Origin of the sequence: Escherichia sp. MOD1-EC6162, from assembly GCF_002965125.1 — a bacterium.
In the GTDB taxonomy this organism is placed as follows: Bacteria; Pseudomonadota; Gammaproteobacteria; order Enterobacterales; family Enterobacteriaceae; genus Escherichia; species Escherichia marmotae.
In genome coordinates this window covers 166,769-191,498 of record NZ_PTSB01000002.1, presented here as the reverse complement: position 1 = coordinate 191,498, position 24,730 = coordinate 166,769, and the positions used below count along the sequence as shown (strand labels likewise).

The 24,730-nt window shown below is 50.0% G+C and carries 25 protein-coding genes; 17 read left to right on the top strand and 8 right to left on the bottom strand.

The window, feature by feature from the left end:
* Nucleotides 1-229 precede the first annotated feature (229 nt).
* The 7 genes from astC to ves all read left to right on the top strand — a co-directional run bounded on the left by astC (nucleotide 230) and on the right by ves (nucleotide 7,849).
* Nucleotides 230-1,450, top strand: a complete 1,221-nt coding sequence (gene astC, locus A9587_RS02975; RefSeq protein ID WP_000083390.1) for a succinylornithine/acetylornithine transaminase — start codon at nucleotides 230-232, stop codon at nucleotides 1,448-1,450.
* On the top strand, nucleotides 1,447-2,481 hold the full coding sequence (gene astA / locus A9587_RS02970) for an arginine N-succinyltransferase (RefSeq protein ID WP_105263217.1): 1,035 nt from the start codon (nucleotides 1,447-1,449) through the stop codon (nucleotides 2,479-2,481). The genes astC and astA overlap by 4 nt, the downstream gene beginning before the upstream one ends.
* On the top strand, nucleotides 2,478-3,956 hold the full coding sequence (astD, locus tag A9587_RS02965; RefSeq protein ID WP_105263216.1) for a succinylglutamate-semialdehyde dehydrogenase: 1,479 nt from the start codon (nucleotides 2,478-2,480) through the stop codon (nucleotides 3,954-3,956). Before astA ends, astD begins: the two co-directional genes overlap by 4 nt.
* Nucleotides 3,953-5,296: an N-succinylarginine dihydrolase gene (astB, locus tag A9587_RS02960; protein WP_000993902.1), complete on the top strand. Its 1,344-nt coding sequence runs from the start codon at nucleotides 3,953-3,955 to the stop codon at nucleotides 5,294-5,296. The genes astD and astB overlap by 4 nt, the downstream gene beginning before the upstream one ends.
* Nucleotides 5,289-6,257 carry a succinylglutamate desuccinylase gene (gene astE / locus A9587_RS02955; RefSeq protein WP_001516299.1) on the top strand — a complete coding sequence of 323 codons (969 nt, stop codon included), beginning with the start codon at nucleotides 5,289-5,291 and terminating at the stop codon, nucleotides 6,255-6,257. The genes astB and astE overlap by 8 nt, the downstream gene beginning before the upstream one ends.
* 328 nt (nucleotides 6,258-6,585) lie before the next feature.
* A complete protein-coding gene (gene spy / locus A9587_RS02950; protein WP_001228965.1) occupies nucleotides 6,586-7,071 on the top strand; it encodes an ATP-independent periplasmic protein-refolding chaperone Spy in 486 nt (161 codons plus the stop codon).
* A 202-nt stretch (nucleotides 7,072-7,273) separates the two neighbouring features.
* Entirely contained in the window at nucleotides 7,274-7,849 is a 576-nt protein-coding gene (gene ves, locus A9587_RS02945) for an environmental stress-induced protein Ves (RefSeq protein ID WP_105263215.1), read from the top strand.
* 59 nt (nucleotides 7,850-7,908) lie between these two features.
* On the opposite strand, the gene nadE is transcribed toward ves, so the two are convergent.
* Nucleotides 7,909-8,736 (bottom strand): ammonia-dependent NAD(+) synthetase, encoded by an 828-nt coding sequence (gene nadE, locus A9587_RS02940; protein ID WP_016248654.1) that lies wholly within the window; start codon nucleotides 8,734-8,736, stop codon nucleotides 7,909-7,911.
* Between the two features lie 200 nt (nucleotides 8,737-8,936).
* On the opposite strand from nadE, the gene osmE reads away from it, so the two are divergent.
* From osmE to chbG, 7 genes are all read left to right on the top strand, one after another.
* Nucleotides 8,937-9,275 carry an osmotically-inducible lipoprotein OsmE gene (gene osmE, locus A9587_RS02935; RefSeq protein WP_001039038.1) on the top strand — a complete coding sequence of 113 codons (339 nt, stop codon included), beginning with the start codon at nucleotides 8,937-8,939 and terminating at the stop codon, nucleotides 9,273-9,275.
* Nucleotides 9,276-9,575: 300 nt separating this feature from the next.
* Complete coding sequence (gene chbB / locus A9587_RS02930; RefSeq protein WP_000412169.1) at nucleotides 9,576-9,896, top strand: PTS N,N'-diacetylchitobiose transporter subunit IIB; 321 nt, start codon at nucleotides 9,576-9,578, stop codon at nucleotides 9,894-9,896.
* Between the two features lie 80 nt (nucleotides 9,897-9,976).
* On the top strand, nucleotides 9,977-11,335 hold the full coding sequence (chbC, locus tag A9587_RS02925) for a PTS N,N'-diacetylchitobiose transporter subunit IIC (RefSeq protein WP_016248655.1): 1,359 nt from the start codon (nucleotides 9,977-9,979) through the stop codon (nucleotides 11,333-11,335).
* A gap of 51 nt (nucleotides 11,336-11,386) precedes the next feature.
* On the top strand, nucleotides 11,387-11,737 hold the full coding sequence (gene chbA / locus A9587_RS02920; protein ID WP_001516303.1) for a PTS N,N'-diacetylchitobiose transporter subunit IIA: 351 nt from the start codon (nucleotides 11,387-11,389) through the stop codon (nucleotides 11,735-11,737).
* 7 nt (nucleotides 11,738-11,744) lie between these two features.
* Entirely contained in the window at nucleotides 11,745-12,587 is an 843-nt protein-coding gene (gene chbR / locus A9587_RS02915; RefSeq protein ID WP_105263214.1) for a transcriptional regulator ChbR, read from the top strand.
* Between the two features lie 119 nt (nucleotides 12,588-12,706).
* The gene (gene celF, locus A9587_RS02910) at nucleotides 12,707-14,059 is read left to right on the top strand and encodes a 6-phospho-beta-glucosidase (RefSeq protein ID WP_105263213.1); all 1,353 of its coding nucleotides are present in this window, start codon (nucleotides 12,707-12,709) and stop codon (nucleotides 14,057-14,059) included.
* 12 nt (nucleotides 14,060-14,071) lie between these two features.
* Nucleotides 14,072-14,830, top strand: a complete 759-nt coding sequence (chbG, locus tag A9587_RS02905) for a chitin disaccharide deacetylase (protein WP_000440424.1) — start codon at nucleotides 14,072-14,074, stop codon at nucleotides 14,828-14,830.
* 141 nt (nucleotides 14,831-14,971) lie between these two features.
* Here chbG and katE read toward each other — a convergent pair whose 3' ends face one another.
* The gene (gene katE / locus A9587_RS02900; RefSeq protein WP_085448840.1) at nucleotides 14,972-17,233 is read right to left on the bottom strand and encodes a catalase HPII; all 2,262 of its coding nucleotides are present in this window, start codon (nucleotides 17,231-17,233) and stop codon (nucleotides 14,972-14,974) included.
* 182 nt (nucleotides 17,234-17,415) lie between these two features.
* Here katE and cedA point away from each other — a divergent pair, with 182 nt between their 5' ends.
* On the top strand, nucleotides 17,416-17,679 hold the full coding sequence (gene cedA, locus A9587_RS02895; protein WP_001241549.1) for a cell division activator CedA: 264 nt from the start codon (nucleotides 17,416-17,418) through the stop codon (nucleotides 17,677-17,679).
* A 45-nt stretch (nucleotides 17,680-17,724) separates the two neighbouring features.
* Here the strand turns inward: cedA and tcyP are convergent, their stop codons facing one another.
* From tcyP to hxpB, 3 genes are all read right to left on the bottom strand, one after another.
* Nucleotides 17,725-19,116 (bottom strand): cystine/sulfocysteine:cation symporter, encoded by a 1,392-nt coding sequence (tcyP, locus tag A9587_RS02890; protein ID WP_001010689.1) that lies wholly within the window; start codon nucleotides 19,114-19,116, stop codon nucleotides 17,725-17,727.
* A 132-nt stretch (nucleotides 19,117-19,248) separates the two neighbouring features.
* Nucleotides 19,249-19,839, bottom strand: a complete 591-nt coding sequence (locus A9587_RS02885; protein ID WP_001516308.1) for a metal-dependent hydrolase — start codon at nucleotides 19,837-19,839, stop codon at nucleotides 19,249-19,251.
* A 163-nt stretch (nucleotides 19,840-20,002) separates the two neighbouring features.
* Nucleotides 20,003-20,671 carry a hexitol phosphatase HxpB gene (hxpB, locus tag A9587_RS02880; RefSeq protein WP_000106844.1) on the bottom strand — a complete coding sequence of 223 codons (669 nt, stop codon included), beginning with the start codon at nucleotides 20,669-20,671 and terminating at the stop codon, nucleotides 20,003-20,005.
* A gap of 146 nt (nucleotides 20,672-20,817) precedes the next feature.
* On the opposite strand from hxpB, the gene A9587_RS02875 reads away from it, so the two are divergent.
* Nucleotides 20,818-21,354 carry a YniB family protein gene (locus tag A9587_RS02875; protein ID WP_000222161.1) on the top strand — a complete coding sequence of 179 codons (537 nt, stop codon included), beginning with the start codon at nucleotides 20,818-20,820 and terminating at the stop codon, nucleotides 21,352-21,354.
* A 40-nt stretch (nucleotides 21,355-21,394) separates the two neighbouring features.
* Here A9587_RS02875 and A9587_RS02870 read toward each other — a convergent pair whose 3' ends face one another.
* The 3 genes from A9587_RS02870 to pfkB form a co-directional block, all read right to left on the bottom strand.
* The gene (locus A9587_RS02870) at nucleotides 21,395-22,255 is read right to left on the bottom strand and encodes a fructosamine kinase family protein (protein ID WP_000267664.1); all 861 of its coding nucleotides are present in this window, start codon (nucleotides 22,253-22,255) and stop codon (nucleotides 21,395-21,397) included.
* Between the two features lie 105 nt (nucleotides 22,256-22,360).
* Nucleotides 22,361-22,651 carry a type V toxin-antitoxin system endoribonuclease antitoxin GhoS gene (gene ghoS, locus A9587_RS02865; protein ID WP_000896961.1) on the bottom strand — a complete coding sequence of 97 codons (291 nt, stop codon included), beginning with the start codon at nucleotides 22,649-22,651 and terminating at the stop codon, nucleotides 22,361-22,363.
* 100 nt (nucleotides 22,652-22,751) lie between these two features.
* Nucleotides 22,752-23,681 carry a 6-phosphofructokinase II gene (pfkB, locus tag A9587_RS02860; protein WP_000251744.1) on the bottom strand — a complete coding sequence of 310 codons (930 nt, stop codon included), beginning with the start codon at nucleotides 23,679-23,681 and terminating at the stop codon, nucleotides 22,752-22,754.
* Nucleotides 23,682-23,967: 286 nt separating this feature from the next.
* Here pfkB and A9587_RS02855 point away from each other — a divergent pair, with 286 nt between their 5' ends.
* On the top strand, nucleotides 23,968-24,726 hold the full coding sequence (locus A9587_RS02855) for a DUF481 domain-containing protein (protein ID WP_016261976.1): 759 nt from the start codon (nucleotides 23,968-23,970) through the stop codon (nucleotides 24,724-24,726).
* The last annotated feature ends 4 nt before the right edge of the window (nucleotides 24,727-24,730 follow it).

The window sequence follows — 24,730 nt, the reverse complement described above, 5'->3', positions numbered from 1 at the left end:
GCATAACATTGCGTTTTTTATTCTTTTTATTCATCCGTATCGCAAACGTATTCACTTTATATGCACTTTAAGTGCATATCAGTTGGTTATAACTCGTTGATTTTCAGTTGGCCGCCGTCGCTTATGCAATTTTACCCCTGGCTGGCACAAACCCTGCAATCTACATTTACAGCGAAAACATTACTTATAATTAACATATAAATAACTATTTATTTACTGTGGGGTCGCTATGTCTCAGTCAATTACGCGTGAAAACTTTGATGAATGGATGATACCTGTTTACGCTCCGGCACCGTTTATTCCGGTACGCGGTGAAGGTTCGCACTTGTGGGATCAGCAGGGGAAAGAGTATATCGATTTCGCGGGTGGCATTGCAGTGAACGCGCTGGGCCATGCGCATCCGGAATTGCGCGAGGCGCTAAACGAGCAAGCGAGTAAGTTCTGGCATACCGGTAACGGCTATACCAACGAACCCGTGCTGCGACTGGCGAAAAAACTTATCGACGCGACGTTTGCCGATCGCGTGTTCTTTTGTAACTCCGGTGCGGAGGCCAACGAAGCAGCGTTGAAACTGGCGCGCAAATTCGCCCATGACCGCTACGGCAGCCATAAGAGCGGCATCGTGGCGTTTAACAATGCGTTCCACGGGCGCACGCTGTTTACCGTTAGCGCAGGTGGCCAGCCAGCCTATTCTCAGGATTTTGCGCCACTGCCGCCGGACATCCGTCATGCCGCGTATAACGATCTCAATTCTGCCAGTGCGCTGATTGACGACGCCACCTGCGCGGTAATTGTCGAGCCAGTGCAGGGTGAAGGCGGCGTGGTGCCAGCCAGCAAAGCGTTTTTACAGGGGCTGCGAGAATTGTGTGACCGCCACAATGCATTGCTGATTTTTGATGAGGTACAAACCGGCGTCGGGCGTACCGGTGAACTGTATGCCTATATGCACTACGGCGTAACCCCCGATCTGCTGACCACCGCCAAAGCGCTGGGCGGCGGTTTCCCCGTTGGTGCGCTGCTGGCAACGGAGGAGTGCGCCAGCGTGATGACCGTTGGCACCCACGGCACCACCTATGGCGGTAATCCGCTGGCATCAGCAGTGGCGGGCAAAGTGCTGGATCTTATCAATACGCCGGAAATGCGTAATGGCGTCAAACAGCGCCACGACGGGTTTGTTGAGCGGCTTAACGCTATTAATCATCGCTGCGGTTTGTTCAGTGAAATTCGTGGCCTGGGTCTGCTGATTGGCTGTGTTCTGAATGCCGACTATGCCGGACAAGCGAAACAGATTTCTCAGGAAGCGGCAGAAGCAGGCGTGATGGTGCTGATTGCGGGCGGCAGCGTGGTGCGTTTTGCTCCGGCGCTGAATGTCAGCGAAGAAGATATGGCTACCGGGCTGGATCGCTTTGCGCTGGCCTGTGAACGCGTTGTTAGCCGAGGTTCATCATGATGGTCATCCGTCCCGTTGAGCGCAGCGATGTCGCGGCGTTAATGCAACTTGCCAGTAAAACGGGCGGCGGTTTAACGTCGCTTCCTGCCAATGAAGCCACACTTTCGGCGCGTATCGATAGAGCCATCAAAACATGGCAAGGCGAATTACCCAAAAGTGAGCAGGGTTATGTGTTTGTGCTGGAAGAGAGTGAAACAGGTACGGTGGCGGGCATTTGCGCCATTGAGGTGGCTGTTGGGCTAAACGATCCCTGGTACAACTATCGCGTCGGCACGCTGGTTCATGCTTCGAAAGAGCTGAATGTTTATAACGCGCTACCGACGCTTTTTCTCAGTAATGATCACACCGGAAGTAGCGAATTGTGCACGCTGTTTCTCGATCCGGGCTGGCGCAAAGAGGGCAACGGCTATTTGTTGTCGAAATCTCGCTTCATGTTTATGGCAGCCTTTCGCGACAAGTTTAACGACAAAGTGGTTGCCGAAATGCGTGGGGTGATTGACGAACACGGCTATTCGCCGTTCTGGCAAAGCCTCGGTAAACGCTTCTTTTCGATGGATTTTAGCCGAGCCGATTTTCTCTGCGGTACTGGTCAAAAGGCATTTATTGCTGAGTTGATGCCAAAACATCCGATCTATACGGACTTTTTATCCCAGGAAGCGCAAGACGTTATCGGTCAGGTACATCCGCAAACGGCACCCGCGCGGGCGGTGCTGGAAAAAGAGGGCTTTCGCTACCGCAACTATATCGACATTTTCGACGGTGGGCCGACGCTGGAGTGTGACATCGACCGCGTTCGCGCCATTCGCAAAAGCCGGCTGGTGGAAGTGGCAGAAGGGCAACCCGCACAGGGCGATTTTCCGGCCTGTCTGGTCGCCAATGAAAATTATCATCATTTCCGCGTGGTGCTGGTGCGTAGCGATCCGGCTACCGAGCGTTTGATTTTAACCGCCGCACAACTGGACGCTCTCAAGTGTCATGCCGGGGATCACGTTCGTCTGGTACGCCTGTGCGCAGAGGAGAAAACAGTATGACTTTATGGATCAACGGCGACTGGGTGACGGGCCTGGGTGCGCTGCGCGTGAAGCGTAATCCGGTATCTGGCGACGTTTTATGGCAAGGCAATGATGCCGATGCTGCTCAGGTGGCGCTGGCATGTCGTGCTGCTCGCGCAGCGTTTCCGCGTTGGGCGCGGCTCTCCTTTGGCGATCGTCAGGTAAGAGTTGAACGATTTGCCGGACTGCTGGAAAGCAATAAAGCTGAATTAACGACGATTATTGCCAGAGAAACGGGTAAGCCGCGTTGGGAGGCGGCAACCGAAGTGACGGCGATGATTAATAAAATTGCTATTTCAATCAAGGCATATCACGTGCGCACGGGTGATCAGCGCAGTGAAATGCCAGACGGGGCGGCAAGCTTACGCCATCGCCCACACGGCGTGCTGGCGGTGTTTGGTCCGTACAATTTTCCTGGGCATTTACCTAACGGGCATATTGTTCCGGCGTTGCTGGCAGGCAACACAATTATCTTTAAACCCAGTGAGCTGACACCGTGGAGCAGCGAAGCGGTAATGCGCTTATGGCAGCAGGCTGGATTGCCGCCAGGGGTGCTGAATCTGGTGCAGGGTGGGCGCGAAACCGGTCAGGTGCTGAGTGCGCTGGAAGATCTCGATGGTTTGCTGTTTACCGGTAGCGCCAACACTGGCTACCAGTTGCATCGTCAGCTTTCCGGTCAGCCAGAAAAAATCCTCGCCCTCGAAATGGGCGGCAATAACCCGCTGATTATTGATGAAGTGGCGGATATCGACGCCGCAGTGCATCTGACTATCCAGTCGGCATTTGTCACTGCCGGACAACGCTGCACCTGCGCCCGTCGTATATTGTTGAAAAGTGGAGCGCAGGGCGATGCGTTTCTTGCTCGCCTGGTTGCCGTCAGCCAGCGATTAACACCGGGCAACTGGGATGACGAACCACAGCCGTTTATCGGCGGGCTGATTTCTGAACAGGCCGCGCAGCATGTTGTTACCGCCTGGCAGGAGCTGGAAAACATGGGCGGACGGACGTTGCTTACGCCACGCTTACTGCAACCAGGTACTTCACTGCTTTCACCTGGAATCATTGACATGACGGGCATTTCTGGTGTGCCGGATGAAGAAGTGTTCGGGCCGTTACTGCGTGTCTGGCGTTATGACACCTTCGATGAGGCGATTAAGATGGCGAACAACACTCGCTTTGGCCTCTCTTGTGGGCTGGTTTCACCGGCGCGGGAAAAATTCGAACAACTGTTACTGGAGGCACGAGCGGGGATCGTTAACTGGAACAAACCGCTGACCGGTGCGGCCAGTACTGCACCATTTGGTGGCGTAGGCGCTTCCGGCAATCATCGCCCCAGTGCATGGTATGCCGCTGATTATTGTGCCTGGCCGATGGCAAGCCTGGAATCGGACTCGTTAACGCTGCCCACTACGCTTAACCCCGGGCTGGATTTTTCCGATGAGGTGGTGCCATGAACGCCCGGGAAGTTAATTTCGACGGGCTGGTGGGGCTGACGCATCATTACGCTGGCCTGTCGTTTGGTAATGAAGCTTCTACCCGCCACCGTTTTCAGGTATCTAACCCGCGACTGGCGGCAAAACAGGGCTTGCTGAAAATGAAAGCCCTTGCCGATGCGGGATTCCCGCAGGCGGTGATCCCGCCTCACGAGCGCCCGTTTATTCCGGTTTTGCGTCAATTGGGATTCAGCGGCAGCGATGAGCGAGTGCTGGAAAAGGTTGCTCGTCAGGCGCCGCACTGGCTTTCCAGTGTCAGTTCCGCTTCGCCAATGTGGGTCGCGAATGCGGCGACGGTGGCACCTTCTGCCGACACGCTGGATGGCAAAGTGCACCTGACGGTTGCCAATCTGAACAACAAATTTCACCGTTCGCTGGAAGCACCGACCACCGAATTGCTGTTAAAAGCCATTTTTATTGATGAAGAGAAATTCACCGTGCATTCGGCACTGCCTCAAGTGGCGCTGCTCGGTGATGAAGGGGCGGCAAACCACAATCGGCTCAGTGGTAACTATGGTGATCCGGGTATACAGGTTTTCGTCTATGGCCGGGAAGAGGGCACTGGCACGCGACCTTCCCGTTATCCGGCGCGGCAAACCCGCGAAGCCAGCGAGGCGGTAGCAAGGCTGAATCAGGTTAATCCACAACAGGTAATTTTCGCTCAACAAAACCCGGAAGTTATCGATCAGGGGGTTTTTCATAATGATGTGATTGCCGTGAGCAACCGCCAGGTGCTGTTTTGCCATCAGCAGGCATTCGCCCGTCAGGCGCAATTACTGGCAAATCTGTGTGCGCGGGTGAGCGGTTTTATGGCAATAGAAGTTCCGTCGGCACAGGTTTCCGTAGCGGATGCTGTCTCGACCTATCTGTTTAACAGCCAGTTGTTGAGCCGTGATGACGGTTCGATGGTGTTGGTGCTGCCGCAGGAGTGTCGGGAACATGCCGGGGTATGGCGTTATCTCAATGAATTACTTGTTGCCGATAACCCGATCAGTGAACTGAAAGTTTTTGATTTACGCGAAAGTATGGCAAACGGTGGCGGCCCTGCGTGCCTGCGTTTGCGCGTGGTGCTGACGGCAGAAGAACGTCAGGCGGTGAATCCGGCGGTGATGATGAACGAGACACAGTTTAATGCGCTCAATGACTGGGTGGATCGTTACTACCGCGATCGTCTTACCGCTGCCGATCTTGCCGATCCGCAATTGCTGCGCGAAGGAAGGGAAGCTCTGGATGCACTGACTCGTTTGCTGAATCTCGGTTCGGTTTACCCGTTCCAACGGGAGGGGAGTGGCAATGGATAATTTTCTTGCCCTGACGTTAACGGGTAAAAAGCCAGCCGTAACAGCGAGAGAAAGCAACGGTGTCCACTGGCGCTGGCTGGGTGACGGGCTGCTGGAACTGACGCCAGTCACCCCACCGCAAGGTGCGCTGGTGATATCAGCGGGGATCCACGGTAATGAAACGGCACCTGTTGAGATGCTGGAGGCGTTGCTTGGGGCAATTTATCACGGTGAGATTCAGTTGCGCTGGCGGCTGCTGGCGATCCTCGGAAATCCTCCTGCCCTGAAGCAAGGTAAGCGTTATTGTCATAGCGATATGAATCGAATGTTTGGCGGACGCTGGCAGCTATTTGCCGAAAGCGGCGAAACCTGTCGCGCCCGCGAACTGGAACAGAGTCTGGAAGATTTTTATCAACAGGGTAAAGAGTCCGTTCGTTGGCACCTTGATTTGCATACCGCAATTCGTGGTTCATACCATCCGCGTTTTGGTGTTTTACCGCAACGTGACATTCCCTGGGATGAGAAGTTTCTGACGTGGCTGGGCGCAGCGGGGCTGGAGGCACTGGTGTTTCACCAGACGCCTGGCGGCACGTTTACCCATTTTAGCGCCGAACATTTTGGCACCCAGGCGTGTACGCTGGAACTTGGCAAAGCGTTGCCGTTTGGGCAAAACGATCTTTGCCAGTTTGCGCCAACGTCCAGCGCGATTGCCGCGCTGTTATCCGGGATGAGCGTCGGTTTTGATAAAAAGCCGCCATTACGTTACCGGGTGGTTTCGCAAATTACCCGCCACTCCACTGATTTTGAACTGCATATGGCGAGCGAGACATTGAACTTCACGGCGTTTAAGAAGGGGACGTTGTTAGCGCAGGATGGCGAAGAACGCTTTACGGTGACTCATGATGTTGAATATGTGTTATTCCCTAATCCATTGGTGGCGCTGGGATTGCGTGCAGGGTTAATGCTGGAGCAAATAATCTGATGCTTACCTGCAGAAATCATCTGCGGGTATTTACTGGGTTTTTAATGAAATAATACGGATTAATCCTGGTTATTTGCTTTAATTATCACCAGCTATCAGGTATAGTTTTTCATAATTACTGCAAAATCAGCGTGTTGTAATATTTATTCATCACTCTCCATCAAATTTTCTTTTTTTCTCCATAATTGGCGCAAAAGTGTTTTTTACACTTTCATTGATTTACCGTTGCTCTGATTAATTGACGCTAAAGTCAGTAAAGTTAATCTCGTCAACACGGCACGTTACTTAAGAAAGCCGTAATAAATAACTGAAAGGAAGGATATTGAATATGCGTAAATTAACTGCACTGTTTGTTGCCTCTACCCTGGCTTTTGGCGCGGCTAACCTGGCCCATGCCGCTGATACCACTACCGCAGCACCGGCTGACGCCAAGCCGATGATGCACCATAAAGGTAAATTTGGTCCACATCACGACATGATGTTTAAAGACCTGAACCTGACCGACGCGCAGAAACAGCAGATCCGCGAAATCATGAAAGGTCAGCGTGATCAGATGAAACGTCCGCCGCTGGAAGAACGCCGCGCAATGCATGACATTATTGCCAGCGATACCTTCGACAAAGCAAAAGCTGAAGCGCAGATCGCAAAAATGGAAGAGCAGCGCAAAGCTAACATGCTGGCGCACCTGGAAACCCAGAACAAGATTTACAACATCCTGACGCCGGAGCAGAAAAAGCAATTTAATGCCAATTTTGAGAAGCGTCTGACAGAACGCCCTGCGGCAAAGGGTAAAATGCCTGCAACTGCTGAATAATCTTTCAGCCTGACAACTTAAGACCGCCGGTCTTGTCCACTACCTTGCTGTAATGCGGTGGACAGGATCGGCGGTTTTCTTTTCTGCTGCTCAACTTTTGCAAAAAAAGCCTAATCACCACTAAGGTAAATCACCCGAGTTGCCGATAACAATCCCCGGTTGCCTGAACGATAACAATGAAAAGAGCATGCCGGGAGCGAGTATGGAATACTTTGATATGCGTAAAATGTCGGTGAACCTGTGGCGAAACGCTGCCGGTGAAACTCGCGAAATCTGTAGCTTTCCCCCGGCAAAACGTGATTTTTACTGGCGCGCCAGCATTGCTTCCATTGCCGCAAATGGTGAGTTTTCTTTGTTTCCGGGCATGGAAAGGAGTGTGACGCTGTTGGAAGGTGGCGAGATGCTCCTTGAAAGCGCAGGCCATTTTAGCCATACCTTAAAACCGTTACAGCCTTTTGCCTTCGCGGCGGACCAGGTGGTAAAAGCAAAACTGACCGAAGGGCAGATGTCGATGGATTTCAACATTATGACGCGCCTTGATGCCTGTAAGGCGAAAGTCAGAATTGCCGATCGCACATTCACCACTTTTGGCTCACGTGGTGGGGTGGTGTTTGTTATTAGCGGAGCGTGGCAACTGGGCGACAAGCTGTTGACTACCGACCAGGGCGCATGCTGGTACGATGGCAGGCACACCCTGCGGCTTTTACAACCGCAAGGCAGACTGCTGTTCAGTGAAATTAGCTGGCTTGCAGGCTATTCACCGGATCAAGTTCAGTGATTCATTATTAGAATGCTGCGCCCGATAACACTGGTGATATCTGACACAGCATGTCTGCGTTATTTTTTCCAGAAATCATCAAAAACGGTAATGGGCGGGCGGCGTTTATGCTCGGTTTTCAGATACCAATTCTCAATGGTTCTGGCGACCTGTTCCGGTACGGTTTTCCCTTCCAGATAGTCATCAATGTTGTCATAAGTGACGCCAAGCGCGACTTCATCCGGCAGTGACGGACGATCATCTTCCAGATCGGCGGTTGGTGCTTTCTTATAGAGATGCTCCGGGCAACCTAACGCTGCCAGTAATTGTTTACCCTGACGCTTGTTCAAACGGTATAGCGGGTTAATGTCAGTGCCTCCGTCACCGTATTTAGTGAAGAATCCGGTAATGGCTTCTGCCGCATGATCGGTGCCCACCACGACGCCGTGGGTCATGCCTGCAATGCTGTATTGTGCTTTCATTCGCTCACGTGCTTTTTCATTGCCACGAACGAAATCACTTAATTCAATACCCGCTTCGCGCAGTGCCTGTTCGCTGGCCAATACCGCGCCCTTGATATTAACGGTTAATACGCGATCCGGTTGAATAAAGGCAATGGCATCCTGACAATCCTGTTCATCGGCCTGAACACCGTAGGGCAGGCGTACTGCAATAAATTGCAGTGCCTCGTTGCCCGTTTCCTGACGAAGTTCGTTAATCGCCATCTGACACAGTTTCCCGGCAAGCGTGGAGTCCTGACCGCCACTAATACCAAGTACCAGTGATTTAATGAACGGATAGGTTTGCAGATAGCTTTTCAGAAAATCGATACTGCGGCGAATTTCCTCTTCGGCATTAATCTGCGGTTTTGCGCCCAGCGCCTTTATTATTTGTTGTTGCAATGTCATTGAACCCCTCCAGACAAAAAAATAAAACTTCCTTAAAGCTAACCCGTTGCTACAGAAACGACAAGCGACAGCAAGTTGAATGGCGGTTAAAACGTCATACAGGAATCCTCTGAAAGCGGAGCCGTTTCGTTCACAGGCTTGAAAAAGCCCCCGATGTATTCCAGGCTTATCTAACACGCTGATAAACAAGAGGACGAAATATGAACAAGAATATGGCAGGAATTCTGGGTGCAGCGGCGGTATTAACCATGCTGGCAGGTTGTACGGCGTATGATCGTACCAAAGACCAGTTTGTACAGCCTGTGGTGAAAGACGTCAAAAAAGGCATGAGCCGGGCGCAGGTTGCACAAATTGCGGGTAAACCTTCGTCTGAAGTGAGCATGATCCATGCTCGTGGTACTTGCCAGACCTATATCCTGGGTCAACGTGATGGTAAAGCAGAAACCTATTTTGTCGCGTTAGATGATACCGGACATGTCATCAACTCCGGCTATCAGACCTGTGCCGAATACGACACCGATCCACAAGCAGCGAAGTAATTTCTTCGCCAGAAAGCTTGAGTTACAACAGAAACCGGCCATTGCGCCGGTTTTTTTTTGACCCTTGTTCTTATTTATTGTCGCGAATTATTTAACTGAAATGTGAAGAAGGTCATAACGGCAGGTCAAGGAGAGACAATTTATGAGGTCAAGGAAATACTATCGTTCAGGTCAATACCGTATACTCTTTTCAGCCACCAAAAAAAGTCATGTTGGTTTCGCAAGTTACCCAGAGCATGGAAGCAGGTTAAGACTTGCGGAGTGTCTGGCTGACAGATAGTCGTTGATGAGGGCAGTTTTATGGAAAAGAAACACATTTATCTGTTTTGTTCTGCGGGCATGTCTACCTCTTTACTGGTATCAAAAATGCGCGCTCAGGCAGAAAAATATGAAGTTCCGGTCATTATTGAAGCATTTCCGGAAACACTGGCTGGTGAAAAAGGTCAGAATGCCGATGTCGTGTTATTGGGGCCGCAGATTGCTTATATGTTGCCCGAAATCCAGCGTTTGTTACCCAACAAACCGGTTGAAGTAATTGACTCACTGTTATATGGCAAAGTCGATGGTTTAGGCGTGCTTAAGGCTGCAGTTGCAGCAATTAAAAAAGCCGCAGCAAATTAATTTTTAAATTTTCCGTCAAAGAGTTATTTCATAAATCTATACCGCAATATTTTAATTGCGGTTTTTAAGGGTATTTTTCTATGAGTAATGTTATTGCATCGCTTGAAAAGGTACTCCTCCCTTTTGCAGTCAAAATAGGAAAGCAGCCACACGTTAATGCAATCAAAAACGGCTTTATTCGCTTAATGCCGTTAACCCTCGCAGGGGCCATGTTTGTATTAATCAATAACGTTTTTCTGAGCTTTGGGGAGGGGTCGTTTTTTTACTCGTTAGGTATTCGCCTTGATGCCTCAACTATTGAAACACTCAATGGGCTGAAGGGTATTGGCGGCAACGTTTATAACGGAACGTTAGGGATTATGTCTTTAATGACACCGTTCTTTATCGGCATGGCGCTGGCAGAAGAGCGTAAAGTCGATGCACTGGCGGCAGGATTGTTATCCGTTGCGGCATTTATGACCGTCACTCCTTATAGCGTCGGTGAAGCCTATGCGGTCGGCGCAAACTGGTTAGGCGGCGCGAATATTATCTCCGGGATTATTATCGGCCTGGTGGTAGCAGAAATGTTTACCTTTATTGTCCGCCGCAACTGGGTCATTAAATTACCCGACAGCGTACCGACATCGGTATCGCGTTCTTTCTCTGCATTAATTCCCGGCTTTATTATTCTTTCCGTGATGGGGATTATTGCCTGGGCGCTGACTACCTGGGGCACTAACTTCCACCAGATTATTATGGATACCATTTCGACGCCGCTGGCATCGTTGGGTAGCGTGGTTGGCTGGGCCTATGTGATCTTTGTTCCGCTGCTCTGGTTCTTTGGTATTCATGGCGCGCTGGCGTTGACCGCCCTGGACAACGGCATTATGACGCCGTGGGCGCTGGAAAACATCGCCACCTACCAGCAATATGGTTCCGTCGAAGCGGCGCTGGCAGCCGGTAAGACTTTCCATATCTGGGCCAAGCCGATGCTGGACTCCTTTATTTTCCTCGGCGGCAGCGGCGCGACCCTGGGGCTTATTCTGGCCATTTTTATCGCTTCTCGTCGTGCTGACTATCGTCAGGTGGCAAAACTGGCACTGCCGTCAGGCATCTTCCAGATTAACGAACCGATTCTGTTTGGTCTGCCGATTATCATGAATCCGGTAATGTTTATCCCGTTCGTGCTGGTGCAACCAATTCTGGCGGCAATTACCCTGGCGACGTACTACATGGGCATTATCCCGCCGGTGACCAACATTGCGCCGTGGACCATGCCAACCGGTCTGGGAGCCTTCTTTAATACTAACGGTAGCGTCGCCGCATTGCTGGTCGCACTCTTCAACCTTGGTATCGCAACGCTGATTTATCTGCCATTTGTTGTGGTGGCGAACAAAGCGCAGAACGTGATTGATAAAGAAGAGAGTGAAGAAGATATTGCTAACGCCCTGAAATTTTAATCGACACCGGCGCGGGCAACTCGTGCCGGTAAGAATAGAGAGGAACGATGTATGATGGATCTCGAAAACATTCCTGACACGCAAACCGAAGCCGAAGAACTGGAAGAAGTGGTGATGGGGCTTATCATCAACTCCGGACAGGCACGTAGTCTGGCGTATGCCGCGCTGAAGCAGGCGAAGCAGGGCGATTTTGCAGCCGCCAGAACGATGATGGATCAATCGCGGATGGCCTTGAATGAAGCGCATCTGGTACAGACGAAGCTGATTGAAGGCGATCAGGGCGAAGGAAAGATGAAAGTTAGCCTGGTGCTGGTCCACGCGCAGGATCATTTAATGACTTCAATGCTCGCGCGTGAACTGATTAGTGAATTAATTGAGCTTCATGAAAAACTGAAAGCATAAGGAGTCAATGATGCAGCCAGTGATTAACGCGCCGGAAATTGCCACTGCCCGTGAGCAGCAATTATTTAATGGCAAAAATTTCCATGTGTTTATCTACAATAAAACCGAAAGTATTACTGGGTTGCATCAGCATGACTATTATGAATTTACCCTGGTTTTAACCGGTCGTTATTTCCAGGAGATTAACGGCAAGCGTGTGTTGCTGGAACGGGGCGATTTTGTTTTTATTCCGTTAGGATCACACCATCAAAGTTTTTATGCGTTTGGTGCCACGCGCATATTGAACGTTGGGATCAGTAAACATTTTTTTGAACAGCATTATTTACCGTTGTTACCTTATTGCTTTGTTGCTTCACAGGTTTACCGCACTAATAATGCTTTTCTCACTTATGTGGAAACGGTAATTTCTTCATTGAATTTCAGTGAAACCGGGCTGGAAGAATTTGTTGAGATAGTCACTTTTTATGTCATTAACCGTTTACGCCATTACCGCGAAGAACAGGTGATTGATGATGTGCCACAGTGGCTAAAAAATACGGTTGAAAAGATGCATGATAAAGTGCAGTTCAGTGAAAATGCGTTGGAAAACATGGTGACGTTATCGGCTAAATCGCAGGAGTATTTGACGCGTGCGACTCAGCGGTACTATGGCAAAACGCCGATGCAGATTATTAATGAAATCCGCATTAACTTTGCCAAAAAACAACTGGAAATGACCAACTATTCTGTGACGGATATTGCATTTGAAGCTGGTTATAGTAGCCCAAGTCTGTTCATTAAAACGTTTAAGAAACTAACGTCTTTTACGCCAAATAGCTATCGTAAGAAATTGACTGAATTTAATCAGTAGCTGTTATCGCTGATCATTAAATTTACATGCGTGCCTTGTTTATCCTGGGGAAACCGGGATATTCCTGACACAGAGGCAGGCATGAAGAATATCAGTATTTCCTGATGAAGGGAGAAATTATGAACCAGAAATTAAAAATCGTCACTATTGGTGGCGGGAGTAGTTATACCCCGGAGTTACTGGAAGGGTTTATTAAGCGTTATCACGAATTGCCGGTTACTGAATTATGGCTGGTGGATGTCGAAGGTGGTAAAGCGAAACTGGATATTATTTTTGAACTCTGTCAGCGCATGATTGATAACGCTGGCGTACCGATAAAGCTTTATAAAACGCTTGATCGTCGTGAGGCGCTGAAAGGGGCTGATTTTGTCACTACCCAACTGCGCGTAGGTCAATTACCGGCACGTGAACTGGATGAACGCATTCCGTTAAGTCATGGCTATCTTGGCCAGGAAACCAACGGTGCGGGAGGCCTGTTTAAAGGTCTGCGCACCATTCCGGTGATTTTCGATATTGTGAACGATGTTGAAGAACTATGTCCGAATGCGTGGGTTATCAACTTTACTAACCCGGCGGGAATGGTCACTGAAGCGGTTTATCGTCACACTGGATTTAAACGCTTTATCGGCGTGTGTAATATTCCTGTGGGTATGAAAATGTTTATCAGCGATGTTTTAGCGTTGAATGAGAGCGATGATTTATCTATCGATCTGTTCGGCCTGAACCATATGGTGTTTATTAAGGATGTGCTGGTAAATGGCAAATCGCGCTTTGCCGAATTGCTCGACGGCGTGGCATCCGGGCAGTTAAAAGCGTCTGGCGTAAAAAACATTTTCGATCTGCCGTTTAGCGAAGGCTTAATTCGTTCGCTGAATCTGTTGCCATGTTCTTATCTGCTTTATTACTTCAAGCAAAAAGAGATGCTGGCGATTGAAATGGGTGAATACTACAAAGGCGGTGCGCGTGCGCAGATAGTGCAGAAAGTCGAGAAACAACTCTTTGAGCTGTATAAAAACCCGGAGCTGAAAGTTAAACCGAAAGAGCTGGAGCAGCGCGGTGGGGCTTATTACTCAGACGCGGCGTGCGAGGTGATTAACGCTATCTACAACGACAAGCAAACGGAACATTACATTAATATCCCGCATCATGGGCATATTGATAATATTCCGCCTGACTGGGCGGTAGAAATGACCTGTACGCTGGGTCGCAATGGCGCGACGCCACATCCGCGAATTACCCATTTTGATGACAAAGTCATGGGGCTGATCCACACCATTAAAGGCTTTGAAATTGCCGCCAGCAACGCAGCACTTAGCGGTGAATTTAACGATGTGTTACTGGCGCTAAACCTTAGCCCGTTGGTGCATTCCGATCATGACGCAGAGTTGCTGGCACGTGAGATGATTCTGGCGCACGAGAAGTGGCTACCAAACTTTGCTGACTGTATTGTAGATCTCAAAAAAGCACATTAACCGGGGCTGATTATGGAACGCTTACTGATTGTTAATGCAGATGATTTTGGCTTAAGTAAAGGTCAGAACTACGGCATTATCGAGGCCTGTCGCAACGGGATTGTCACGTCGACGACGGCGCTGGTAAATGGTGAAGCCATCGACCATGCGGTGCAGTTGAGTCGTGATGAGCCGAGCCTGGCCGTCGGGATGCATTTTGTCCTCACCCTGGGCAAGCCGCTAACTGCAATGCCCGGTTTAACCCGCGAAGGCGTGTTGGGGAAATGGATCTGGCAACTGGCAAAAGAAGATGCTTTACCACTGGAGGAAATTGCTCAGGAACTTGCCAGCCAGTATCTGCGTTTCATTGAGCTGTTTGGGCGCAAACCTACCCATCTTGATAGTCATCATCATGTGCATATGTTTCCGCAGATTTTCCCGATTGTGGCCAGGTTTGCCGCTGAAGAGGGGATTGCGTTGCGCATCGATCGTCAGCCAGTATTTAACGATAGTGATTTACCGGCTAAATTGCGCAGTTCGCAGGGCTTCAGTAGCGCATTCTATGGTGAAGAGATCAGCGAGTCCCTGTTCCTGCAAGCGGTGGATGATTCCAGTCATCGCGGTGAGCGCTCGCTGGAAGTGATGTGCCATCCGGCGTTTATTGATAATACGATTCGCCAGAGTGCTTACTGTTTTCCACGGTTAACGGAGCTGGAAGTGTTGACATCAGCATCGTTGAAGTATGCCATTGCCGAGCGAGGTTATCGGTTGGGTAGTTATCTTGATGTGTAGGTAATGTTGTTTTGCCGGATGTAGCGTAAATACCTTATCCGGCCAGCAAAGTGTCGCAATTTCAATATATTATGAATTATTACGCTAGACCTGATAAGCGCAGTGCATCAGGCAAAGGCGGCGCAACTGCGCCGCCTATATTCAGGCAGGGATTTTGTCAATTTTAGGGATACGTGACCAGACGCGGTGCGCCGCTATCAGAGTCAGTAACTCATTCATAAAATTGCCGTCAGCTCTGTCGGCTTCAACAATCCCTTCTTCACCCTGGTCATCGACCTTGATTGTTGCCTTGAACTTGCGTGCATCTCCCGTCAGGGCTATCGGTTTAAGGTGTTTATAGGCTTCCATCAGGTAGTAGTTTGCGTCGCCGTTGTCTGCGATATCCGCGATATTGCCGCATGGGACAATAACCGCATCAACCGTCAGTGAGGGGGCTCCAGCAAAGGTAGCGGCTATTGGCAATACTGTACCGTCATCTGCTGTCACTTCTCCCATCCGTGAATAAAGCAGTTTGGCATGAACGCCTTTAGCTTTCAGTGCCTTGAGCATTTCCAGAAGGTCTGCCGATCTCACCTCATCATTAAGCAAAATCGCGACCACACGGCCTTTCACATCCCCATCCGGAATGGCATACAGACTTAACGCAGGATCTTTTTTCAGCCCGTTCACGTCCGGTGGTGGCGTAATGTTCAGTTGGTCGTCTGTCAGTGCAATACCGAGATTTTTTGCTACCGCTTGCGCCAGGTTGAGATCGATATGCGCTAGCTGGTCAACAACGCGCTCACGAATATATGGGCGTACAACTTTACTCAACTCAAAGCTGAAAGCATCGATAATATGGCGCTGTTCGAATGGTGTCTGGCTTAACCAGAACAGGCGCGGATGGGAATAATATTCGCCAAACGATGGGCTACGCTCGCGTACCTTATTGCCTTCTACGCGCTCCTGATAGGATTCAAAACCTCCGCGTTTCGGCCCCGGCGGTGTTTCTCGCGGCCAGTTATCGTTGATCGAATTCGGTTCGTAGTTTGCTGGGTTAGTGTCGATTCCCATCCGATGCATGCCGTCACGCTGGTAATTGTGGTACGGGCAGGTTGGGCGGTTAATTGGAATTTCATGGAAATTCGGCCCGCCAAGACGGCTGATTTGTGTGTCGGTGTAGGAGAACAAACGCCCCTGCAACAGCGGATCGTTGGTGAAATCCAGACCGGGGACAATGTGTCCAGGATGGAAAGCCACTTGTTCATTTTCGGCAAAAAAGTTATCCGGGTTACGATTGAGCACCATTTTACCGACGCGCTGAACGGGGACTAACTCTTCCGGGATAAGTTTTGTTGGGTCAAGCAGGTCGAAGTCGAATTTGAATTCATCCTCTTCCGCAATCAACTGGAAGCCAAGTTCATATTCCGGGAAGTCGCCCGCTTCAATCGCTTCCCACAGTTCGCGACGGTGGAAGTCCGGGTCTCGCCCCGTCAGTTTCTGCGCCTCATCCCATACCAGCGAGGCTTTACCTGCCAGTGGTTTCCAGTGGAAACGCACAAAGGTTGCTTTACCTTCGGCGTTAATCAGGCGGAAGGTGTGAATGCCGAAGCCTTCCATTGTGCGATAACTGCGGGGGAGCCCACGGTCTGACATCGCCCACATTACGTTATGCAGGGTTTCAGGTTGCAGGGAAACATAATCCCAGAAAGTGTCGTGGGCGCTGCCTCCCTGTGGGATCGCCCAGTGCGGCTCCGGTTTTACCGCATGAACAAAATCGGGGAATTTGTGTGCATCCTGAATAAAGAAGATCGGCGTGTTGTTGCCAACGAGATCAAAAATACCTTCTTCGGTATAGAACTTGGTGGCGAAACCACGGATATCACGCACGGTATCTGCCGAGCCAGCGCCCCCCTGAACGGTAGAGAAGCGCACAAATACCGGAGTGATTTTGTTCGGATCAGACAGAAAATCGGCTTTGGTGATGTCGCTCAAGTTTTTATACGGCTGGAAATAGCCGTGAGCAGCAGAACCGCGTGCGTGAACAATACGCTCCGGGATGCGTTCGTGGTCAAAGTGAGTGATTTTCTCACGCAGAATAAAATCTTCCAGCAGCGTAGGCCCACGGCTACCGGCACGCAGGGAGTTTTGATCGTCGGCTATGCGTACGCCCTGATTGGTGGTCAGTGCATAATTCTCGCTACCTTTACGCACATCTTCCAGGGAATTTATTTTTTCATTACGCGTATCCGGCGCTTTCAGGCTACCTGGCGCAGTAGGTTGCGCACCAGGCGGGGTCGGTTCAGCCGCTGGACGATGAGAGCCGTCCTCAGGTGCCAGTGAGTCCATCCCGGGTTTCGCTTCGCTCGAATCGTGCAGGGGGGACTGGTGCTGATGTGGGTTCTTTTCGTTATGTTGCGACATTGAACTCGTCTCCTTATTTCATTGCTGAAAGGGCCGCTGTTTTGGTCAAAAAACCTTCTAACTATAGACCACCAGGGGGATCTCGCTCTGGAAGTGGTGCCAGAGAAGGTTTTTGGGAATGTACGCAAAGCAGGACGGACGGGGGCTAAATCGGCTAAACTACAGTTTTTCTGATTTTTAATATGCGTTTAGTGAAGCCAGTAATGAAGAAACCGCTACGTCAGCAAAACCGCCCGATTATTAGCTATGTTCCGCGCACAGAACCCGCGCCGCCAGAACATGCGGTTAAAATGGATTCGTTTCGTGATGTCTGGATACTGCGCGGCAAGTATGTGGCGTTTGTCCTGGTGGGGGAATCATTCTTGCGCTCACCGGCGTTTAGCGTACCGGAGTCGGCCCAGCGTTGGGCAAATCAGGTGCGGCAAGAAAATGAGATCGAAGAATAAATAAACGCCTGTCGGATGACAGGCGTTTTGCGTTATAAACCAGGATTAACGGTGTGCCAGCTCGGCGTCGTCTTCGCTGTCCAGAATGGACTTATCGGTTTGCTTCAGCCACTGGCTGGTCAGCGTACCTGCGGTCATTGAGCCGCTAACGTTCAATGCAGTTCGGCCCATATCGATAAGCGGTTCAACGGAGATTAGCAGAGCCACCAGCGTTACCGGTAAGCCCATTGCTGGCAGAACAATCAACGCGGCGAATGTCGCACCACCACCAACACCTGCAACACCTGCTGAACTCACCGTGACGATACCGACGAGTGTCGCAATCCACATTGGATCCAGTGGGTTAATGCCAACTGTAGGTGCAACCATCACCGCCAGCATTGCCGGATACAAACCAGCACAGCCGTTCTGACCAATGGTCGCACCGAAAGAAGCGGCGAAACTGGCAATGGATTCAGGAACACCCAGACGACGCGTTTGCGCTTCTACGTTCAGCGGAATAGACGCGGCGCTGGAGCGACTGGTGAAGGCAAACGTCAGTACTGGCCATACTTTACGGAAGTATTTCAGCGGGCTTACGCCGTTAATACCCAGCAGAATGCCATGTACCGCAAACATAATGATAAGACCCAGGTAGGACGCGACAACGAAGCTACCCAGCTTAATGATGTCTTGCAGATTGGAACCGGCAACGACTTTGGTCATCAGCGCAAGCACGCCGTAAGGGGTCAATTGCATGACCAGGCGAACCAGTTTCATCACCCAGCTTTGCAGCGTGTCGATAGCGGTTAAGACGCGTTCACCTTTCGGCGCATCATCTTTCAGCAGTTTTAGCGCGGCGACACCAAGGAAGGCGGCAAAAATTACCACGCTGATAATTGACGTCGGATTGGCACCAGTCAAATCGGCAAACGGGTTTTTCGGGATAAAGGACAGAATGAGTTGCGGAACACTTAAGTCTGCAACTTTACCAACATAGTTGCTTTCGATAGCGTTCAGACGCGCCGTCTCTGCGCCACCCTGAACCAGACCTTCAGCAGTCAGACCAAACAGGTTGGTCACCAGCACACCGACCAGCGCCGCAATCAGCGTGGTAAACAGCAGCGTACCGATGGTCAGAAAACTGATTTTGCCTAACTGAGATGCGTTATGCAGGCGAGCAACCGCGCTCAGAATAGAGGCGAATACTAACGGCATGACGATCATTTGCAGTAGCTGAACATAGCCGTTACCGACAATGTTAAACCACTGTACAGAATCTTTAAGTACCTGGCTGTCAGAACCATAAATGGTGTGCAGAGCAAGGCCAAAGACCACGCCCATCACCAGACCCACCAGCACTTTTTTTGCCAGACTCCACTGTTTGTGGCGAGTCTGGGCCAACGCAAACAGCAGCACAACGAACACCACGATGTTCGCAATTAATGGAAAGTTCATCCCCGTTCTCCTGATCTTATTATTTCTATCACTGTGTAACAGTCATAGTGTTGTCGCAAGATTAACAGAACTGTGAGCTGGCTCTTATATTCAAATGGAATTGCTTATTCCAGAAAGACGGTTTTTGCCGCTTTAATATTCAACCTGATGCTTAATAAGGCGATGAAACTGGATCTGCAAGGTATTGATCATTTCCGATGACCAACGCACGGCACTGTTTTCGGGCAATGAATGGGGCATCCACACCGACCAGACAAATAATGCCATGCAGAGAAAACGTTCCAGTTGATTGCCCTTTTGTGGCACCAGAATTGGCAGGCGGAAGCGCCAGCGACATGGCCAGAGGAGGGGAACGCCAGCCGGTGTCAGCATATCGGCAAGGATATGGCTCAAATAACCCAGCACCATACCTTGCAAAGCATCAGCCGGAATAAACCAGCTTTCCGGAACTTTAAGATAAAAGGTCGCCAGCAACGCAAAGACCGCCAGCAGACTGTGGGTAAATCCACGGTGTCCAAATGCCCGGGCAATGGGTTTTGATATCCACTTTAATCGCTGCCCAAGAAACGATTTTGGGTGGTCGATGTCCGGTAACAGACACGTTAAGATTGCGGAAGGGACAATATGCCACCAGTCACCCTGTGCCAGCACGGGCGTTAGTTCGGCATTTTTGGCAAATACCGCGCAAGCAATAGAAAAAAGAAGGTGACCTTCCGCCGTCATGATAAAACTCACTAAACTGTCGATACGTACAGTATAGGATTTTTATACAGTGCGCGGAAGTGGTGACGGTGTAACTCTTTATCACAAAATGATGATAAATCCGCCAGTTGAATAAAAATTCAGATAAAAAACCAGGGGCAGTGATGACACTGCCCGATTTTTATTAGCCGAGGAGGTCTTCCGCGGTGAGTTCGGTGAGAGATGAAAGCTTCACGTTTGCCAACACAAAACGTGGATCATTTTGCGCTTCTGGCGCAGGAACGACGATGGAACGCATACGGGCTGCTTTAGAGGCGATCATACCGTTTACAGAATCTTCCAGCGCCACGCAGGCCAGCGGATCAATACCCAGCTTTGCTGCGCAGTCGAGATACACTTGCGGGTGCGGTTTGCTGTAAGGCAGTTTTTCTGCGGAGGCGAGGGCATCGAAACTGTCACGTAAGTCAAACATGGTCAGCACTTTTTCCAGCATATGTAACGGCGACGCAGAGGCCAGGCCAACCAATAAACCGTGTTCTTTGCACAGCGCAACGGCCTCACGCACACCAGGCAGTAATGGCCGAGTCTCTTCAACCAGTGAAATGGCACGAGCAATAACCCGTTCTACCACTTCCTGACGACCCGGCCCACGCCACGGTTGCCGGGCGTACCACAGATCAACCACCATATCGATGCGTAAACCTAAGGTGTCCGGTAGCTCGTTACGACGGGAGATGTCCACCCCCAGGCTTGCCATCACATCCAGTTCGGCTCGATCCCATAAAGGTTCAGAGTCGATAAGTAATCCATCCATATCGAAAATTGCAGCAAGAATCTGTCGCGGGGTTGACATTACAACCTCTCCTTTAGAGCATTAAGTGTAAGGTATTAAGCAGTGCTTATGATTAAGCGCCTATCATATCGCCTTTAAAGAATGGGCGAAAACAGATATCTACAGGTAAACTAAGTGAATCGACGCGTCTTAATCAAGGAGAACTCATGACGTATCAACAAGCTGGACGCATTGCTGTTTTGAAAAGGATTTTCGGTTGGGTGATTTTTATACCCGCACTGATCTCTACGCTGATTTCTTTGCTGAAATTTATGAATACCCGGCAGGAAAATCAGGAAGGCATTAATGCGGTCATGCTCGACTTTACCCATGTCATGATCGATATGATGCAGGCGAATACGCCTTTTTTGAATCTGTTCTGGTACAACTCACCGACGCCCAATTTTAATGGCGGTGTGAATATTATGTTCTGGGTGATTTTCATCCTGATATTTGTTGGACTTGCGTTGCAAGACTCCGGTGCCCGTATGAGCCGCCAGGCGCGTTTCTTACGTGAAGGTGTTGAGGATCAACTCATTCTGGAGAAGGCTAAAGGAGACGAGGGGTTAACGCGTGAACAGATTGAGTCACGCATTGTTGTTCCGCACCATACCATTTTCTTGCAGTTTTTTTCACTCTATATCTTGCCGGTCATTTGTATTGCTGCTGGGTATGTGTTTTTTTCTCTGCTTGGGTTTATTTAATCAAAAGGCCGCGCGAAGCGGCCATTATCATCAACTCACATCACGCCGCTAATAATCTATCCAGTGACTGCTGAGCAATAACCAAATGCTGCCCGCCAAACAACCTTGCACGATTAAGTAACGTGTAGAGCTGGTAAATTGGTTGACGTTCGAGGAAATCTGCCGGTAGCGGTGAAACTGACTGATAGCCGTCATAGATTTGCGGCGGTTGTTCAGTGTGCAGCGGCAACATCGCCAGATCGCACTCTCTGTCGCCCCAGTAACAAGCGGGATCGAAGATGTACGGGCCATTCGGACCCAGCGCACAGTTTCCGGACCATAAATCACCGTGTAACAGTGACGGCTGCGGCTGATGTGAGGCCAGACGTTGCTGAATGTGTTCGACGATGGCGTCGATATTGCCGAAGGCGATCCCTTTTTCTGCCGCCAGTTCCAGTTGCCAGCCAATACGTTGTTCAGCAAAAAACGTTGCCCAGCGACGTTGCCAGGTGTTGGGTTGTGGAGTAGTCGAAAGTGCGTTATCGAAATCGAGGCCAAATTGTGGCTGATCACTCCATTGATGCAGGCGCGCAATTTGCTGCCCTAAAATAAATGCGTTGTGTGCATCCAATGGGCGAGGCGGGAGATAGTCCATCACCAAAAAACTGTAGTCCCGGTCAGCGCCAACAGCCCAGACTCTGGGCACAGTAACGGTTTTACTGCGTGATAATAATTCCAGTTGATCGGCTTCGGCGGTAAAACCGGAAAGCAGGTCCCTTTCATCACATTTGACGAAAAAATCACGTCCAGCATAGCGCAAATGCCATGCGGCATGGACTTCCCCGCCAGGCAGTTCATTACGCAGTTCGATTTCGCCTTCACCTAACTGCTCGCTCAAAAGACGACTGATTGCCTGCCACATGATGTCTCTCCCATGTTGTCTGCCAGATCATAAAGTTAGCGCAAGAATGCGGTGAAAAAACACGAGCTAACGCACACCACAGACTGATTATTGCCCAAAAACCATTTATTTTCTGTCGCTATACCATTTCTCCCAGGTGGTTATTGTGATTTCCGGGGATTTGCCGGTTGCACTTTGGGTAAGCCCGGCAACCAGCTCTCTTATTTCATCTTCATTTTGAGTACTGATAAGCCCAAAGGTGTTCGTTCCCAGCTCATGGATATTTCCGTCATCATCCGTCATGGTCAGTAAAAAACCGTCGCGTGTCAGAAAGTTATTTAACTCATTAATTTCAGTTAATGTGTCTTCATGCAACATGACGGTAATGACATAACGGACAAGGTCGCCACCGGCCATAATTCACCTCTTTGTTATCACGTGATTTTTTAGCATAGTCGGAGAAACACGTTGCCGACAGGTTTGTGGTGATTCCCCCAATGTTGGGGGAATATCTCTATTAGTGGGAAAGGTAAGCGTAAATTTTTTGCGTATCGTCATGGGAGCACAGGCGAGTTCCTTGATTGAGCGTGGCGGCACTACCTGCGGCTACGCCAAAACGAACCATTTCTTCAAGAGGGGCATTTTCCGCCAGCTTCAGCGTCATCGCGCCGACCATGCTGTCACCTGCACCGACGGTACTCTGGCTTTTCACCGGTGGCGGCACTACCTGAATGCAGTTTTCGCTGTCCACTCCCAACGCCCCTTGCGGGCCAAGAGAAACAACAACCCGTTTGGCCTTACCACTATTTACGATTTCCTGCGCGGCTTTGCGCACATCATCTGGCTGGGTGAGTTCGCGATTGACCAGTGCGCTGAGCTCTTTCTGGTTAGGTTTCACCAGTTCGATATTGCCAATGGCCAGTGCCGCGCTTAGTGCATCGCCGGAACTGTCGACAATGCAACGAATCCCTTGTTTTTGTGCAGCGGAGATAAGTTGAGTTAATTTTTCCAGCTTCACACCTGGGGGCAGACTGCCGCTTATGACCAGGATAGCCCCTGATTCAATTTCCAGAACCTGTTCTTCAAGTTGACGAAATTCATCTTCACTTAACGTCGCGCCAGGCATGACAAATCGGTACTGCTCACCCGTAGATTCTACATGTACGTGCAGATTCTGGCGGGTCCAGTCTTTTGCTTCGACAGTGGCAACCGGGACATTTTCATCAGCCAGCAGTGAAACCAGATGTTCGCCGGTTGCGCCGCCAGCCGGGAAGATTGCCGTGGCGCTACCCCCAAGGTGAGCAATGGCGCGGGCGACGTTAATACCGCCGCCACCAGGCTCAAACACCGGGGCGGTACAGCGCAGTTTTCCTTCGGGATAAATTTGCGGGGTAATTGTTGCGCTATCGAGAGAAGGCGCAAGTGTCAACGTATAGATACGTACCATCATTTCCTCCTATAGGCTGATTTCAGTCTGGCACTGAATCAGTGGAAAGTGAAGAAATTAACAATATGATTTATTGGATATTTATATAAAATTAATCGGGTAAAGATATATAAATAAATATCTGTTTTCGCAATGTGCTTATTCAAAAAATGAAATAAGAAGTCATTGCTAAGTTTTTCACTCCTTTTTATAATTTGTTACCTTTCCAGGGACGCTACTCTTTGATCCTCAAGAAAGTTTCCGGGACCGCGATGGTCTCTTTTTTTGTTGTACGGACTTTTAATAAATGAAGCTTTTGAAGACAGTTCCTGCCATCGTTATGTTGGCGGGGGGTATGTTTGCGTCTCTGAATGCAACTGCCGATGATTCCGTTTTTACTGTCATGGACGACCCTGCCAGCGCCAAAAAACCTTTCGAAGGTAATCTGAATGCAGGTTACCTTGCACAATCAGGTAACACGAAAAGTTCTTCACTAACGGCTGATACCACTATGACCTGGTATGGGTATACTACTGCCTGGTCGCTGTGGGGGAACGCCAGCAATACGTCTTCTAATGATGAACGTTCTTCGGAAAAATATGCGGTGGGCGGGCGTAGCCGTTTTAATTTAACTGACTATGACTATTTATTTGGTCAGGCTAGTTGGCTGACAGACCGTTATAACGGTTATCGCGAACGCGATGTGCTGACTGCGGGTTATGGTCGCCAGTTTTTGAATGGTCCGGTACACAGTTTCCGCTTTGAATTCGGTCCTGGCGTGCGTTACGACAAATATACCGACAATGCCAGTGAAACTCAGCCGCTGGGTTATGCTTCCGGGGCTTATGCGTGGCAGTTGACCGACAACGCTAAATTTACCCAAGGTGTTTCCGTCTTTGGCGCGGAAGACACGACGTTAAACTCGGAAAGCGCGCTGAATGTTGCCATCAATGAGCATTTCGGTCTTAAAGTGGCTTACAACGTCACGTGGAACTCTGAACCGCCTGAATCGGCTCCAGAACATACTGACCGCCGAACAACGTTATCGCTGGGATATAAAATGTAACTAT

Excerpts from the sequence above, each read along its gene's own strand:
- astD (WP_105263216.1), top strand. The coding sequence starts at position 2,478 with ATGACTTTATGGATCAACGGCGACTGGGTGACGGGCCTGGGTGCGCTG.
- spy (WP_001228965.1), top strand. The coding sequence starts at position 6,586 with ATGCGTAAATTAACTGCACTGTTTGTTGCCTCTACCCTGGCTTTTGGC.
- A9587_RS02875 (WP_000222161.1), top strand. The coding sequence starts at position 20,818 with ATGACGTATCAACAAGCTGGACGCATTGCTGTTTTGAAAAGGATTTTC.
- nadE (WP_016248654.1), bottom strand. The coding sequence starts at position 8,736 with ATGACATTGCAACAACAAATAATAAAGGCGCTGGGCGCAAAACCGCAG.
- katE (WP_085448840.1), bottom strand. The coding sequence starts at position 17,233 with ATGTCGCAACATAACGAAAAGAACCCACATCAGCACCAGTCCCCCCTG.
- astE (WP_001516299.1), top strand. The coding sequence starts at position 5,289 with ATGGATAATTTTCTTGCCCTGACGTTAACGGGTAAAAAGCCAGCCGTA.
- A9587_RS02885 (WP_001516308.1), bottom strand. The coding sequence starts at position 19,839 with ATGACGGCGGAAGGTCACCTTCTTTTTTCTATTGCTTGCGCGGTATTT.
- osmE (WP_001039038.1), top strand. The coding sequence starts at position 8,937 with ATGAACAAGAATATGGCAGGAATTCTGGGTGCAGCGGCGGTATTAACC.
- celF (WP_105263213.1), top strand. The coding sequence starts at position 12,707 with ATGAACCAGAAATTAAAAATCGTCACTATTGGTGGCGGGAGTAGTTAT.
- ves (WP_105263215.1), top strand. The coding sequence starts at position 7,274 with ATGGAATACTTTGATATGCGTAAAATGTCGGTGAACCTGTGGCGAAAC.
- astC (WP_000083390.1), top strand. The coding sequence starts at position 230 with ATGTCTCAGTCAATTACGCGTGAAAACTTTGATGAATGGATGATACCT.
- ghoS (WP_000896961.1), bottom strand. The coding sequence starts at position 22,651 with ATGGCCGGTGGCGACCTTGTCCGTTATGTCATTACCGTCATGTTGCAT.
- chbB (WP_000412169.1), top strand. The coding sequence starts at position 9,576 with ATGGAAAAGAAACACATTTATCTGTTTTGTTCTGCGGGCATGTCTACC.
- A9587_RS02855 (WP_016261976.1), top strand. The coding sequence starts at position 23,968 with ATGAAGCTTTTGAAGACAGTTCCTGCCATCGTTATGTTGGCGGGGGGT.
- tcyP (WP_001010689.1), bottom strand. The coding sequence starts at position 19,116 with ATGAACTTTCCATTAATTGCGAACATCGTGGTGTTCGTTGTGCTGCTG.
- cedA (WP_001241549.1), top strand. The coding sequence starts at position 17,416 with ATGCGTTTAGTGAAGCCAGTAATGAAGAAACCGCTACGTCAGCAAAAC.
- hxpB (WP_000106844.1), bottom strand. The coding sequence starts at position 20,671 with ATGTCAACCCCGCGACAGATTCTTGCTGCAATTTTCGATATGGATGGA.
- chbG (WP_000440424.1), top strand. The coding sequence starts at position 14,072 with ATGGAACGCTTACTGATTGTTAATGCAGATGATTTTGGCTTAAGTAAA.
- astB (WP_000993902.1), top strand. The coding sequence starts at position 3,953 with ATGAACGCCCGGGAAGTTAATTTCGACGGGCTGGTGGGGCTGACGCAT.
- astA (WP_105263217.1), top strand. The coding sequence starts at position 1,447 with ATGATGGTCATCCGTCCCGTTGAGCGCAGCGATGTCGCGGCGTTAATG.
- pfkB (WP_000251744.1), bottom strand. The coding sequence starts at position 23,681 with ATGGTACGTATCTATACGTTGACACTTGCGCCTTCTCTCGATAGCGCA.
- chbC (WP_016248655.1), top strand. The coding sequence starts at position 9,977 with ATGAGTAATGTTATTGCATCGCTTGAAAAGGTACTCCTCCCTTTTGCA.
- chbR (WP_105263214.1), top strand. The coding sequence starts at position 11,745 with ATGATGCAGCCAGTGATTAACGCGCCGGAAATTGCCACTGCCCGTGAG.
- A9587_RS02870 (WP_000267664.1), bottom strand. The coding sequence starts at position 22,255 with ATGTGGCAGGCAATCAGTCGTCTTTTGAGCGAGCAGTTAGGTGAAGGC.
- chbA (WP_001516303.1), top strand. The coding sequence starts at position 11,387 with ATGATGGATCTCGAAAACATTCCTGACACGCAAACCGAAGCCGAAGAA.